Origin of the sequence: Wolbachia endosymbiont of Laodelphax striatellus (assembly GCF_007115015.1) — a bacterium.
GTDB lineage: Bacteria > Pseudomonadota > Alphaproteobacteria > Rickettsiales > Anaplasmataceae > Wolbachia.
The window spans coordinates 397,852-411,524 of record NZ_MUIX01000001.1 but is presented as its reverse complement, the minus strand read 5'-3'; the positions used below and the strand labels follow the sequence as shown (position 1 = coordinate 411,524).

General features: G+C 33.2%; 13 protein-coding genes and 1 tRNA gene. 6 read left to right on the top strand and 8 right to left on the bottom strand.

The features are described 5' to 3' along the window. Window positions 1-44: 44 nt before the first annotated feature. The 4 genes from BVG17_RS01900 to BVG17_RS01885 all read right to left on the bottom strand — a co-directional run bounded on the left by BVG17_RS01900 (window position 45) and on the right by BVG17_RS01885 (window position 3,179). Window positions 45-803: a cell division protein FtsQ/DivIB gene (locus tag BVG17_RS01900; RefSeq protein WP_063630603.1), complete on the bottom strand. Its 759-nt coding sequence runs from the start codon at window positions 801-803 to the stop codon at window positions 45-47. Then, on the bottom strand, window positions 784-1,737 hold the full coding sequence (locus BVG17_RS01895) for a D-alanine--D-alanine ligase (RefSeq protein ID WP_063630602.1): 954 nt from the start codon (window positions 1,735-1,737) through the stop codon (window positions 784-786). The genes BVG17_RS01900 and BVG17_RS01895 overlap by 20 nt, the downstream gene beginning before the upstream one ends. A gap of 88 nt (window positions 1,738-1,825) precedes the next feature. Further along, window positions 1,826-2,611, bottom strand: a complete 786-nt coding sequence (locus tag BVG17_RS01890; RefSeq protein WP_063630601.1) for a hypothetical protein — start codon at window positions 2,609-2,611, stop codon at window positions 1,826-1,828. 193 nt (window positions 2,612-2,804) lie between these two features. Beyond that, entirely contained in the window at window positions 2,805-3,179 is a 375-nt protein-coding gene (locus tag BVG17_RS01885; protein ID WP_063630600.1) for a ferredoxin family protein, read from the bottom strand. 61 nt (window positions 3,180-3,240) lie between these two features. Between BVG17_RS01885 and dprA the strand changes: the two genes are divergently transcribed. Then, window positions 3,241-4,317 (top strand): DNA-processing protein DprA, encoded by a 1,077-nt coding sequence (dprA, locus tag BVG17_RS01880; protein WP_063630599.1) that lies wholly within the window; start codon window positions 3,241-3,243, stop codon window positions 4,315-4,317. Between the two features lie 86 nt (window positions 4,318-4,403). Next, window positions 4,404-5,186, top strand: coding sequence for a hypothetical protein (locus tag BVG17_RS01875; protein WP_017531808.1), 783 nt, complete (start codon window positions 4,404-4,406; stop codon window positions 5,184-5,186). Window positions 5,187-5,393: 207 nt separating this feature from the next. On the opposite strand, the gene BVG17_RS01870 is transcribed toward BVG17_RS01875, so the two are convergent. Together BVG17_RS01870 and BVG17_RS01865 are read right to left on the bottom strand one after the other, a co-directional pair. Then, a complete protein-coding gene (locus BVG17_RS01870) occupies window positions 5,394-6,122 on the bottom strand; it encodes a triosephosphate isomerase (protein ID WP_017531807.1) in 729 nt (242 codons plus the stop codon). 24 nt (window positions 6,123-6,146) lie between these two features. Then, window positions 6,147-6,219 (bottom strand) — tRNA-Thr (locus BVG17_RS01865). 77 nt (window positions 6,220-6,296) lie between these two features. Between BVG17_RS01865 and rsmA the strand changes: the two genes are divergently transcribed. After that, window positions 6,297-7,091: a 16S rRNA (adenine(1518)-N(6)/adenine(1519)-N(6))-dimethyltransferase RsmA gene (gene rsmA, locus BVG17_RS01860; RefSeq protein WP_017531806.1), complete on the top strand. Its 795-nt coding sequence runs from the start codon at window positions 6,297-6,299 to the stop codon at window positions 7,089-7,091. A gap of 123 nt (window positions 7,092-7,214) precedes the next feature. Beyond that, window positions 7,215-8,702: an IMP dehydrogenase gene (gene guaB / locus BVG17_RS01855; RefSeq protein WP_063630597.1), complete on the top strand. Its 1,488-nt coding sequence runs from the start codon at window positions 7,215-7,217 to the stop codon at window positions 8,700-8,702. 265 nt (window positions 8,703-8,967) lie between these two features. On the opposite strand, the gene rho is transcribed toward guaB, so the two are convergent. Next, on the bottom strand, window positions 8,968-10,386 hold the full coding sequence (gene rho, locus BVG17_RS01850) for a transcription termination factor Rho (RefSeq protein WP_063630596.1): 1,419 nt from the start codon (window positions 10,384-10,386) through the stop codon (window positions 8,968-8,970). Between the two features lie 194 nt (window positions 10,387-10,580). After that, window positions 10,581-11,183: a cell cycle transcriptional regulator TrcR gene (locus BVG17_RS01845; RefSeq protein ID WP_063630595.1), complete on the bottom strand. Its 603-nt coding sequence runs from the start codon at window positions 11,181-11,183 to the stop codon at window positions 10,581-10,583. A gap of 233 nt (window positions 11,184-11,416) precedes the next feature. Between BVG17_RS01845 and BVG17_RS01840 the strand changes: the two genes are divergently transcribed. Beyond that, window positions 11,417-13,216, top strand: coding sequence for a peptidylprolyl isomerase (locus BVG17_RS01840; RefSeq protein ID WP_063630594.1), 1,800 nt, complete (start codon window positions 11,417-11,419; stop codon window positions 13,214-13,216). Between the two features lie 134 nt (window positions 13,217-13,350). Beyond that, window positions 13,351-13,665 carry a 30S ribosomal protein S16 gene (gene rpsP / locus BVG17_RS01835; RefSeq protein WP_006015540.1) on the top strand — a complete coding sequence of 105 codons (315 nt, stop codon included), beginning with the start codon at window positions 13,351-13,353 and terminating at the stop codon, window positions 13,663-13,665. Window positions 13,666-13,673: the final 8 nt, after the last annotated feature.

Here is a 13,673-nt window from a genome sequence, read left to right as displayed (position 1 = left end):
AAGTAAGGGCTACTTGCATGAAATGAAAAGGAGCACCGAGCAGATCACTTCTTCACAAAGATCTTATCAGCAACACGCATATCAATTATGCTCCAATTGCTAAAAGTAAAGTCGGTTGTATTTTGCAAGTGGCTTAAATAATCCCATGCGCTATAAGGATTATCCTCAGGCAATTTTACTATGGAACTGTCATCGAGTACGATATTCCATCTTCTATTTCCTACATAAATACAAGAAGAAATATGATCACTTAATTGAGTTTCTCTCTCTAGTATATCTTTAATGAATTTTAGGTTTGATAACGAATTTTGTCCTTTGATTACAACGAGGTTATCTATCGGGTAGTCATTTACGATCACCTTACCTTCAGAGTCAATTACTGAAGTTCTTTTATCATCTTTCCAGAGAGCAAAAGGTGTATGTTCATCTATATCAATTTGTAAGGTATTGGGCAAAATCCTGTAAATTCTTACATATTTTATCCATTTGCTTACAGATTGTATATTATCTGTTAGTTTTGAGAGGGATATGTACATAATAGGTTGCGTTCTGTCTACTAAACTTAGAATGTCCTGTTCATTTGTAAATTTGTTTCCAGTAACGGTTACTTTGTCGATTAAAAATCCATTGCTAAGTAATAAGCTCGATAAGCGATCGTTACACCAAGTAAAGTAGTAATTGAATCGATTTGTTATTTTATCAAGTGAACTATAAAGTACTAGTGTAAGGAAAAGTGCAGTGATAATAACCAAGGCACACTTACGCAAAAAACTCCTTTGGCTTCTAGTAACATTGTTCAACATCAGCTTGATCTCTAATACTCCGGTGGTGTAAACTGTCTTCGACAATAATTTTGACTAATTCATTAAAATCAATTCCTTTTGTCAATTTTGCAATTTCTGGTACTAACGATAATTCAGTAAAGCCAGGATGTGTATTAATCTCAAGCATTTTTAAAGTGTTATTTTGGGGATTATAACGGAAGTCTGAGCGGGAAACAGTTTTGCATCCTAAAAATTGATGAACTTTTAGTGCATGTTCCAAGGTCATTCTATATATGTTGTCAGGAATTTTAGCAGGAAATATATGTTCTGCAAATCCATCTGTATACTTTGCTTCATAATCATAGAATTTATTTTTTGGTCGTATTTCCATAGTGCCAATTGCTTCATTCAGCAACACAGCAGTATGTAACTCTATACCCGGTATGTATTCTTCTATTATCATCTTTTCCATTATAGTAGAACTGTTATCTTTGAGCTCTAAGTAATCCTCATGTGAGAAAGTCATGTGTACTCCAATGCTTGAGCCTTCGTTAATCGGTTTTAAGACGTACGGATAATCAATTTTAATATTATTTTTTAGCAGATCTTCTCGACTAATTACATAACCTTTTGGAGTGTCGATACTAAGGGATCGAAATATATGCTTTGACATCACTTTATTCATAGCAACAGCCGAAGCCATAACTCCGGAGTGTGTATATTTTATACCTAAGATTTCCAATAAACCTTGAATACAACCATCTTCACCATAAGGTCCATGTAGAGCAATAAAAGCAAGGCCCGGATTAATTTTTCTAAGCTTTTCAGTAATGTTGCTATCAACATCTATTTCTATTGCATTATATGAAAGGCTATCAAGTGCCTTCTTTACTGCTTTTCCGCTCATAAGCGACACTTCTCTCTCACAAGAAAACCCACCACTTAAAATTGCTATAGTTGGAACCATAAGAATTCTATGTTTTACTATATAGCATATATAATGGTTACATTAAGCTTATTAAATACCTACTTTGGCTAACTATAAGACCTTCTTACTTTCTTCAAGCACTTTTTTTATCCACTTCAAATAGCGTGCTCGGCAACGGTACTGGCATGTTTGCTGTACCTTTATACTGTTCACAGACAAGCTTTTCTAAATCCTCAGCAGATTGTTCTTTTGCTTCTTCTTTTTTCACTACTCCACTAGTTACTAAATCAATTAAGGCTGTATTGTGTATTATCATTCGATTATTTAGCTCAAATATCTTTTTTGTATCAAGTGAAGAGTTTTTAATTAAGGCAGATAGTGCATGCATATATTTGTCTATATCAGAAAGACTTTTGCTTGTATCATAGTTGCTAACTAACATATATTCCTTCAAACGCTCAATTTCTTCTGGAGTAAACTTGTAAACTTCATCAAGTTTCCTTATTAAAGATATAGTAAGTATTCTACTTAGAACTCTCAATTCTCTAATAAATTGTATTCCTTCTCCTTCAGGATAAGACATTTCTTCTTTTTTATATTTCTTAAATAATTCTTGATCATAAGACTTTCTGAAATCTGACATCATTGCTAATGCTAACTCTTGTGAACCTAGCTTAAAAACTTCGTTGAAGCTGTTTGCGTTGGCATCTTGTGCACCGCCTGCAGTAATTCCACAACTATAAGAAATCTTTTCAGATAAGCTATGATACTCTTTTATCATCTCTTTCAGCAATATTTTAATATCATCTTCGGTTAACTCTACTGTTGATAATAGATCACATGTTTTTTCAAGATCACCATTCACTTGAAAAAGTAACCCTTCAATCTTTTTAATGGTTTCTCTTTTGTTTATACTCACAACTTACCCCCAAGATTTGATGCTAATAGCTAATTTTATAATCAAATATTTCAGAAGTCAATAAGCCTTTTTCCTTAATCCTTAAGTTAATCGATACTAATTTATCAGCATAACAACTTAGGTAACGCAACTATTTTCAGCAACCAAAAACAACAACCCTGAAATACAAAAAGTTTCTTTTCCTTCAGTAGCATTATTCTAAATTTTCATCAAAATAAGTTGTTTTATCCTTTTTTTCCTTATACTCTTCTGCAGTATAGAGAGGTTGTTTTTTAGCTGTGATATTTGGCCATTTTTGTGAGTATTCTACGTTTATGTTGTAAAATGACTTGAAAGTTTTTTGTTCGCTGCTCAGCAACTCTTCATCTAGTTCTAAAATATCTTTTATGGAATCATCAGTTACAATTGCATCCACCGGACACTCAGGTATGCACACTCCGCAATCAATACATTCATCTGGGTTAATCACGAGCATGTTTTTACCTTCATAGAAGCAGTCAACGGGACATACTTCCACACAGTCCGTATATTTACATTTTATGCATTTATCTGTAACAAAATGCGTCATAAAACACTGTATATTTGTATTATCTTGGGTACACTAAATTAATAAGAAATTCAAGCATTTTATGAAGATAAATAAATTGAATAACGAAGAATTAGAAATATGGCTGAGCTTGGCTAGAACTGTGGGACCAGTAAAGTTCTTTAGTATACTGAGAGCATGTGGGTCGCTAGATGAAGTGCTTAAATATCTTAATAAGTTGACTAGCAAGGATTATGGAATTCAAAATGCACGAGAAGAAATTAAGAATGCAGAAAAAATTGGAGCCAAAATAATACCAGCATGTGATCCAGATTACCCTGACATTTTAAGGAATATCTCTGGTTGTCCTCCTGTAATAACTACACTTGGTGATGTATCATTATTAAGTTGTGAGATAATTGCAATAATCGGTGGACGTAATTCTTCAATGAATGGAAGGAATTTTGCCAATAAGTTGGCACTTGATTTAAGCGAGGCTGGTTTTATTATCGTTTCTGGACTTGCAAGGGGAATCGACACTGCAGCAAACAGTGTAATATACAAAAATCATCCCACTATTGCTGTTACAGCAAGCGGAATTGATGTGGTGTATCCAAAAGATAATTTTGATCTATACAAAAAAATCACTGGGAACGGTGGTTTAGTAATTACTGAGCTTTCATTTGCTACTAAACCAAAGCCTCAGTATTTTCCTCAAAGGAATCGAATTATATCTGGCCTGTCACTTGGTGTTGTGGTAATTGAAGCATCGAAACGTTCTGGCTCTCTAATAACAGCAGATTTTGCTTTAAATCAAGGAAGAGAGGTGTTTGCAGTTTCTGGATTCCCTTTAGATTTACGCTGTAGTGGTAGTAATTATTTAATTAAGAACGGTGCTAAACTTGTTGAATCCGCTGATGATATAGTAGAGAGCGTGAGATTTAGTTTACCTCTTCAGCAAAAAAGTCTATTTGATAACGTTGCTGACCAAAAACAAGAAAAATTACAACAGGCAAAATCTGTTATAGTTGATCATATTAACTCTGTACCTGTTGATATAGATGAACTTATATTAGCAAGCGGACTTTCTGCCGACATAGCTCTAATGGCTCTTTTAGAACTAGAGTTGGAAAACAAAATAGAGCGTTCACCGGGGAATAAGGTGTCAATAGTTTTTTAAGTTTCTTTTATTATAGTGAAATTTTAAACAACTCTAAAGAAATTAGAAACAACTCTAAAATTATTTAATATCAACAATTGATTACCATGACTAAGGCAGAAAATATAGTAAGATTTGTGAATCTTATAAATAAAAGTAATTTGTGTGAAGCTAGTTATAAATATTATTACCTCCTTATAGACAATGCAATTAGTAATAGTGCGCATTCTTGGTCTAGTTTTTATGATGATGGACATTTCTTAAAAGCAGTTGAAGTCATTTTACGCTCTTCCATAAAAGATGATTCGAAGTATGTTAGCATTACTAGTCTGATATTGTGTTTGAAAAATAAAGATGTAAATAATAATCTACAGAATAAATCAAATATTGTGCTGTATGCAATGTTAATTAATCATGGAGTTATTCGTACGTATCTTACAAGGGAAATACTTAGTGTACCATGTCTTAAAAGACCAAATGATAAGAGAAGTGATGTAAAAATGTCTGATTACTTATTGGATGATCAAGTAATCAGGGAAGATGTATTATGGTTGAAACACAAAGACCTGGGGAGATTTAAAGAGCTTTGTGGCAACATTAACAAAATGCAAGATAAAGAAACTAAGGAAACATTTGAAAATTACCTAAATCAAATAAATTCTGAAGAGAGACTCAATGCACTGAAGTATACTGCTGGTGCATTGGCCTCTATTTGTGTTGTTACAGGAATCATTGTTGCTATTGTAAAAAAAAGTGCAGTTGTTGGCGTTGTTGCAGCTATAGCAGGTATGCTTAGTGTACGTCTATTGTGTAGTAATAAGCTGGAATGTGTAAACGTTACGCATACAAATAAAGAATGTGCAACCCGCAATTCAAATTTTTTTTGTTAGTCTATTATTCTTTTTATAGCTAAATTAGCTTAGGTTTACTGACGATTTGAAAAACGATAAATTTTTCATTCCGCTACGCGTTAGCGGGATCTATGCTGCGCGCGGTGTGACGTGTTAGCTATAGGTGCCTTTGCAAGAGTATTTTATGTCATTTTACTAGATGTTTGTACACTTGACACTGAAATGATGTCATTTGTTATAGGATTCTTAGTTGCTGATTTTAGAATTAATAAGAGAAAACTTTTTTTCAACTTGTTGTGTAATTTTATAAAAGTGGTCAAAATCTAAGCTTGCACTGCCAATTAAAACTCCTGATAAATTTGGAATACTGAGCAAATTTTCTATATTTTCTGAACTGACTGAACCACCATATATAATGTGTTTTTTACCAGTGCACAATTTTATTACCTCTATCACCTCAGAAATTGCATCGTTGCTAGGCACATACCCTGTGCCTATTGCCCATATTGGCTCATATGCTACAGTATATTCACCTTGTGTTGGCAAACGGTTTTTGCATTGATATTCTATTACTTCTTTTGTTTTTTTATTTTTATAATCTTCTGAGTTTTCACCTACACAGATGATTGGGTGTAATACTGATTCTATTGCTGTTTTCGATTTGAGTTTTATTTCACTATCTTTTTCATGAGCCCTTTCAGAATGTCCAATTATTACGTAACTACATCCTAGTTCCTTCAACATTCCTGCACTAATTTCACCTGTGTAAGAACCGAACTCTTTATGATGGCAATTCTGTCCTCCTATTTTAATATTATCGTTCAACTCTATATTGCTTGGAAATGATGTAAAAGGAGGGCAAATTACTAATTTAGAGGTAATCTCGTTGCTCTTGTTGTTAAGTTTGCCTATAAAGTTAACAAATGAAGAACGTGTTCCATTCATTTTCCAATTTGCTACTATTAAAAAAGACATCAACTTTACTTGTATGGGTAAGAGTGCCGGCTGTCGGACTTGAACTGACAACCTACTGATTACAAGTCAGTTGCTCTACCAATTGAGCTAAGCCGGCATTAAATACACTGACAATATACAATTATTGATGAATTTTCGTCAACTAATTTTTAAAATACTGCATACTAAGATCATATGAAAAAATTTTTACTGAAGCCAAAAAAGAGTCTAGGGCAAAATTTTATTTTATCAAATGAGATAATAAAAAGAATAGTTGCCTTAGCTGGTAGCCTGAAAGATTTTAATGTTATTGAAATTGGTCCTGGGTATGGTGCGTTAACAAGAGAAATATTGGCATATAATCCAAAGTTTCTACTTTCTATAGAAAAAGATAGTAGTTTAGTGAAACATCACGAACAATTGCTAAATGAGCATCAGGGAAAATATAGAATTATAGAAGCAGATGCACTTAATGTTGTAGAAAAAGAGCTGGTAGAATGTCCAGTCAAAGTCATTGCTAACTTGCCTTACAATATCTCAGTAGCGTTATTTTTAAAGTGGTTAAATAATATAAAATTTTTTACGAATTTGACGTTAATGTTCCAAAAGGAGGTAGCAGAGCGTATTACAGCAGAACCTAATTCTAAAGATTATGGTTCCCTATCAGTGCTAAGCCAGTTACTATGCGACATAAAAAAGGAATTTGATATTGAACCTAAGGAGTTTTTTCCAAGACCAAAAGTATATTCTTCAGTAATTACAGTAAAACCTTTACCCACTCCAAGATTTGCAGTAAATTTGGAAACCTTAACAAAGATAACACGTGCTGTGTTCGCTCAAAGAAGAAAGATGCTGAGAAATAGCTTGCAAAGTATAACTAGTGATGTCTCAACTATTCTTGAGAATGCTAAACTGAGTGGAGACGAACGTCCAGAAAGCTTAACTATTGAGCAGTTCTGTTTGCTAGCAAATAATGTAATTATGCGATAAATATATTAGGAGCTACATCCCTCTTCTATCCTATTTTGATCTAAAAATAGCTGGAGCCAGGCTAATTTTGCAAAAGTTCTATTGCAATTTCATTAATTGGCGTATAAGCTTTAAATAAAGCATATGAAAAAAATGGAAGCTTGTTATTCGTTTGACGATGTACTTCTCTTACCGGCCTATTCTGATGTATTGCCTCGTGATGCAGACACAAGAACTTATCTAACAAATAATATAGAACTAAATATCCCTCTCATATCCTCTGCAATGGACACTGTCACTGAATCAGGTTTTGCAATAGCTATTGCCCAACATGGTGGAATAGGTTGCATACATAAGAATTTATCAATAGATGAACAAGTGTTAGAAGTAAGAAGGGTGAAAAAATATGAAAGCTGGATCGTGTATAACCCAATTACAATTTCCCCAGATAAAACAGTTGCAGAAGCAGTTTCATTAATGAGAGAGTATAATTATTCCGGCATTCCTGTAGTTGATCAACGCAAGTTAGTGGGAATTTTAACTAATCGAGATGTGAGGTTTATTGAAGACCAGAACATGAATATAAAGGTTTCCGAGGTAATGACAAAAGATAAGTTAGTAACAGTTCGAGAGCAGGCAGTAAACAGCGCCTCAGCAATGAAATTGTTGCATGCAAATAGAATAGAGAAGCTTTTGGTTGTTGATGAAAATTCTTGTTGCATAGGTCTAATCACAGTTAAAGACATCGAAAAATACAATAGATATCCAAATTCATGTAAAGACAGTAAAGGTCGACTCAGAGTTGCCGCTGCAATTGGTACTGGTAAAAAAGACGGTATAGAAAGATGTGAAGCTTTGATCGAAGAAGAAGTTGATGTGGTTATTGTAGATACCGCTCACGGTCATTCCCAGAACGTTATCAGCACTATTAAGGAAATAAAAAAGATGTATCCGAATACTCAATTAATCGGTGGAAATATCACAACAAAAGAGGCTGCTGAAGCGTTGATTGATGCTGGTGTTGATACAGTGAAAGTTGGAATAGGGCCAGGATCAATTTGTACTACCAGAATAGTTACAGGCGTTGGTATGCCACAATTCTCTGCGATCAAGAATATTGCAGAGGTTTGTAAAACAAAAAACGTCAGACTAATTGCTGATGGTGGAATAAAATATTCGGGAGATGTTGCAAAAGCTATTGCAGCTGGTGCTGATACTGTGATGATAGGTTCAATCTTTGCTGGTACTGAGGAAAGCCCAGGTGAGATTATCATGTATAAGGGTAGAGCATATAAAGAATATCGAGGAATGGGATCTATTAGTGCAATGAAACGAGGGTCAGCTAGCCGTTATTTTCAAGATTCAAAACTTGATTTAGTTCCACAAGGAGTAGAAGCAAGAGTTCCTTTTAAAGGTCCAGCTTCAGGAGTGATCTGTCAGTTAATTGGTGGGTTGCAAGCTGCAATGGGTTACACTGGCAACCGTAATATAGAAGAGATGAAAAAAAACTGCAAATTTGTCACTATTACTTCATCAGGGTTAAGAGAAAGTCATGCTCATGATATAATCATTACACAGGAAGCTCCAAATTACGCTTACCAAGCATCTAATTTATCATCTGATTCAGAGTAAATACAACCCCCTTTTGAGTGTGTCATTTCAACACTGGTACACAATTGATATTAATATTAAGAGTCAAAAAGATGTCATCTAAGTGGCTGACATTGGAAGATCGATTATAAATAAACTGACTACATAAAATTTTTGATCAAAATCAGTGCTATAAGTTGGAATAGCAACTTAAGGTAGATTGCCAACTTAATATATTTTGATAAATCCAAATTATTTTAGCTATAAGAGAACTTTGCTTTTTTGCTCCATCATAATAGGCTTACTTTTAGTGATTCATGGAGTTAAAAAAGTCAGCATTGCTCTTTGTTAAAAGTAGTTTGTCACGTAAAAACTCCATTGCTTCAACAGATCCCATAGGATTAAGTATCCTACGCAATACCCATATTTTATTTAGTATGGCCTTATCAACTAATAGCTCTTCCTTCCTTGTTCCGGATTTTGTAATATCAATAGCAGGGAATATACGTTTATCAGCAAGTTTTCTATCTAGTATAATTTCAGCATTACCTGTGCCTTTAAACTCTTCAAAAATAACATCATCCATTTTTGAACCAGTTTCTATAAGGGCTGTAGCGATGATTGTCAAAGAACCACCATTTTCAATATTACGAGCTGCTCCAAAAAAGCGTTTTGGTCTTTGCAGCGCATTTGAATCTACACCGCCGGTTAGAACCTTTCCAGACGAAGGAATGACTGCATTATAAGCACGTGCAAGACGAGTTATAGAATCAAGCAAAATCACTACATCTTTTTTGTGCTCGACCATTCTTTTAGCTTTTTCTATTACTATTTCAGCAAGCTGAACATGACGGTAGGCAGGTTCATCAAATGTAGAGCTTACCACTTCACCCTTTACAGAGCGTATCATATCTGTTACTTCTTCGGGTCTTTCATCTATAAGTAATACTATTAGTTTTATTTCAGGATGATTTTTAGCTATAGAGTCAGCCATTTGCTGAAGCAATATCGTTTTTCCTGTACGAGGTGGAGCAACTATCAATGCTCTTTGTCCTTTTCCAAGAGGTGTAACTATATCTACAGCACGCATGTTTATATCTTTTTTATTATCTCCTTTATTATCTCTGCTACTGTTGTTTTCAAGGATGAGGCTTTTTTCAGGATAAAGTGGAAGCAAATTATCAAAATGTACGTACTTTCTTAATTCACTGATTTCAGTAGAGTTTATACTGTGAACCTTAGTTAAAGTAAAATATCTTTCCTTATCACCAGGTGGCCTTATTTCTCCACATGCTATATCTCCTGTACGTAAATTAAACTTCTTTATTTGGCCATTAGAAATATAAACATCATCGGTACTTGGAGCATAATTTGCACTTGCTGAACGTAAGAAACCAAAACCATCAGGCAATATTTCGACTACTCCACTTCCTGTGGTTATGCCTCCTTCTTCACTCATTTTCTTCATTAAACTGAATATTATTTCCTGTTTTAGCATCCTGCCATTGCCTTTACCACTAGTTGAAATTTTTCTTTCTTCAGCTAGCTCTAACAATTCTTCTGCTGTTTTTTCTTTCAATTCGCTCAGGTCTAATGTTTTCTTGTGTTTTTCAGCACTTTCACTGGTCATTTGTTTTACTGCGTTAGCATTATGAATTTGTTCACTTTTTTCAGGTTGATCTACAACCTTTTCTTTTGCTAAGATATTTTCATTGATTGTTGTCATAATCCTCCAAAAATTTTAATTGATGCTTACTAACCTAAAATGTGACTATAAAACAATAAATCAGGCTGAGCTAGTTTTTAGTGCGTATTTAAGCTTAATTATTATTAAACTAGATACTTTACTTAAAGTATACTGATAAAAACTAACAAGTCAAGTCAATTTAATGTTAACAAAGTACAAGGATTTGAGAATCATCAATAGCTATTATTTATATTTTTTAATCTTTGTTTCTTCTCTTCTTCTACTTTCGCTCTTTCTACTTCCGCTTCTAAATTTTCCTGGCTACATAAACCAAGTAGTACAGGATCTTGAGGTTTGATATTGAGCATGTTATGATGAGATCTATCTCTTACCTGCTCAACTGTGTAATTTGTTGTACTAACTAGCTTAGCTATAACATTATTGTTCAAGATAGGAAATTTTTTTACCAAATAATAAATCGCATTAGGTTTATCTCTACGCCTTGCTGTAGAAGCAAAGCCAAGAATGCTAACCTTCTTTGCTCTTTTTATATTTTTTATAATCAAATTTGGTACAAGATTTGGATTTTTTTTGCAATTATCGATTTCTTTTTCAGTAATTATTTCAGAAATAATAGGGTCATACTTTTCAACTTCTATTTCCCCATCAGCTATGTCTTGTACTTTTTCAAGGGATAACTTGCAACATTGTGCTATTTGATTAAAAGTTAAGCTAGTGTTATCAACCAACCAAGCAGCTACTTGCATGAGAAATTGTTGATTTCTATCCTTATTGTCTTTAGAAGATTCCATTGACATCAAAAAAGTATCTCCCATTTTAATATTCCTTTACTGCTATAGAGATAAAATATAAACCATTAAAACTAAAAAAGCATTAACTTTGTCATCCAATGGCTTTTTGGTTTATATTTCTTATCTCTTAGGTTAATATAAGCTTCCATTCAATTTAATACACTACAATATTACATACATTAGCTAATTTGTTAATAGATTTACAAAGATTAAATTATTGCTATTCTAAATTTAAGTGTTAGTTAACTGAGTTTACAATGAGTATTAGAAATTTTTTTACCAAGGCAATCGTTCTTCTTTTAGTTTGCTTATTAATCTTTATGGGGATTGGCAATCTTTTATCAAATGATGATGAAAGGAAAGAATTAGCTAAAGTAGGAAAGGAAGTTATAACATCAGATGAATATAAATTACTATATCAAAATTATGAAAAGCAAATTTCTGGATCTGATGTAAGTAAAGAACAAGTAAAAAAGCTGAAATATGATTTACTTAACGCACTTATAGAGCAAAAACTATTGTTTAACCTAATTAGCGAACTTGGATTAAAAGTTGGAGAAGAATCTATCAAAAGCCATATAAAAAATACCAAGTACTTTCAGGACGATAAAGGAGAATTTGACCATAATAAATTCAATCAAACTCTAAATAGCCTGCATATAACAGAAAAGGAATATATAGAAAAGCTAGAGGAAATCCTGCCTGCAATGATGTTCATGACTTCGTTATTTAAAGATAATTATCCGGTAACTTTTGGTGAGAGTGTTGATGAGCAGATATACAAAAATCGCTACCAAACTAGAGTAATTGATATTGTTAAAATAACTGAGGATGCAATTACAGACGTTCCTGAACCAGATGATCAAGCCTTACTTGATTTGTATGAAAGAAATAAGTCCAATTTTTATTACCCTGAGTATCGAACTGCGCAATACATTTCTCTGGATCAAAAATATTTTGAAGATCAAATCAGAATTTCAGATGAAGAGGTTGATAGTATAATAGAACATCAGGAACTTAAAAATCAAAGAGACATATTCAATGTGATATTTCCTACCAAAGAAAAAGCTGAAATAGCAAGAAGAGAACTTGAAGAAAGTAAAGCAAGATTTGAACAAATAATAGAAGAGTTTAATAAAGTGAAACTCGATGAAACCAGAGTAAATAATATAACTAAGGATTTCTTACCTGAAAATATGAGAGAAAAGGTATTTGCTCTCAAAACAGGTGAAGTAAGTGAAGTTTTAACAAGCAATTTTGGATGGCACGTAATAAAGGTAGAAAGCATACATCAAATCTCTGATGAAGACTTGGTTGATTTAAAAAAAGACATAAGGTCAGTTTTAACCAATCAAAAGTCTTTTGAAAAAGTCAATGATTTCATAAATCAAGTGAATTATAAGATATACAATGGTGCAACGATTGAAGAAATCTCCAATAATTACAATTTACCTGTACAAACCATTGGTCCAGTAGATGCTAGTGGAAAAGACCAAAGTGGTAATGAAGTAGGAAATTCCAGTGATTTCATTTCTTTCATTTTTTCACGCGAGAAAGATCAGAAGAATTATTTTAAGGGTGTTGGAGATACTGTTGTTGGTGTAAAAATCAGTGATATCGTTCCTCCTAAATTACAAAGTTTTGAAGAAAGTAGGGAATCAGCCATAAAGCTTTGGCGTAGTGAATTTATAAAAGAAAGAATGTTTAAAATGGGACAAGAAGTAGCAGTTCAACTAAGAGAAAAGACAGATTTGGAAGAAATGCAAGGTATAAAATTGGTTAAAGGCCAGCAAATACAACGCAATGAACAAAACTACCCTTTTTCTTTCATAGAAGAGATTTTCAATATGAAAACAACTAATTCGGTAACAGATCCTATTCAATACAATAATGAAATTATAATAGGCGTTCTAAAACAAATGCATTCATCAAATGGTAAATTAAACATGCTTGACACCGGAAAACGTGTGATGATATCGCTAAAGGAACAGTTAATTAGCTATCTAAAATCAAAGTATAGAGTAGAAGTTAATCATGCTATGATTGATGATATATAAAAAAGTTTATTATCTTCCTTTTATGAGTGATTGGAGGGGGCTATATTGTATTTTTAGGTAAAAGAGGTACAATTAGTTTGACTTGAGCTGTTTATTGTATTTAAATTGTAATTAATATATGAATAAAGGTTGACATGGCAGTTAAAATAAGGTTAGCAAGGTTTGGGGCAAAGAAGCGTCCTTTTTATAGGATAGTTGTAGCCGACTCACGAGCACCAAGAGATGGGCGCTTTATTGAGAGAATAGGACAATATGATCCAATGTTGCCAAAAGACAATAAAAATCGTGTTGTGGTAAAAGCTGATAGATTAAAACATTGGCTAAGTGTAGGAGCGCAAGCAACTGAAAGGGTAATGTGGTTCATTAAAAAAGGCATAGTAGATTTAGAAACAGAATCGAAAAAAATAGAAAAGAAAAAAGTTGAGAAAGTACAAGGGCAAGAAGCATAAGTCCTCTT

Coding starts and splice junctions, on each gene's coding strand:
- dprA (WP_063630599.1), top strand. CDS start 3,241: ATGAAGATAAATAAATTGAATAACGAAGAATTAGAAATATGGCTGAGC.
- BVG17_RS01870 (WP_017531807.1), bottom strand. CDS start 6,122: ATGTCTTTTTTAATAGTAGCAAATTGGAAAATGAATGGAACACGTTCT.
- BVG17_RS01845 (WP_063630595.1), bottom strand. CDS start 11,183: ATGGGAGATACTTTTTTGATGTCAATGGAATCTTCTAAAGACAATAAG.
- BVG17_RS01840 (WP_063630594.1), top strand. CDS start 11,417: ATGAGTATTAGAAATTTTTTTACCAAGGCAATCGTTCTTCTTTTAGTT.
- guaB (WP_063630597.1), top strand. CDS start 7,215: ATGAAAAAAATGGAAGCTTGTTATTCGTTTGACGATGTACTTCTCTTA.
- rho (WP_063630596.1), bottom strand. CDS start 10,386: ATGACAACAATCAATGAAAATATCTTAGCAAAAGAAAAGGTTGTAGAT.
- rsmA (WP_017531806.1), top strand. CDS start 6,297: ATGAAAAAATTTTTACTGAAGCCAAAAAAGAGTCTAGGGCAAAATTTT.
- BVG17_RS01885 (WP_063630600.1), bottom strand. CDS start 3,179: ATGACGCATTTTGTTACAGATAAATGCATAAAATGTAAATATACGGAC.
- BVG17_RS01875 (WP_017531808.1), top strand. CDS start 4,404: ATGACTAAGGCAGAAAATATAGTAAGATTTGTGAATCTTATAAATAAA.
- BVG17_RS01900 (WP_063630603.1), bottom strand. CDS start 803: ATGTTGAACAATGTTACTAGAAGCCAAAGGAGTTTTTTGCGTAAGTGT.
- rpsP (WP_006015540.1), top strand. CDS start 13,351: ATGGCAGTTAAAATAAGGTTAGCAAGGTTTGGGGCAAAGAAGCGTCCT.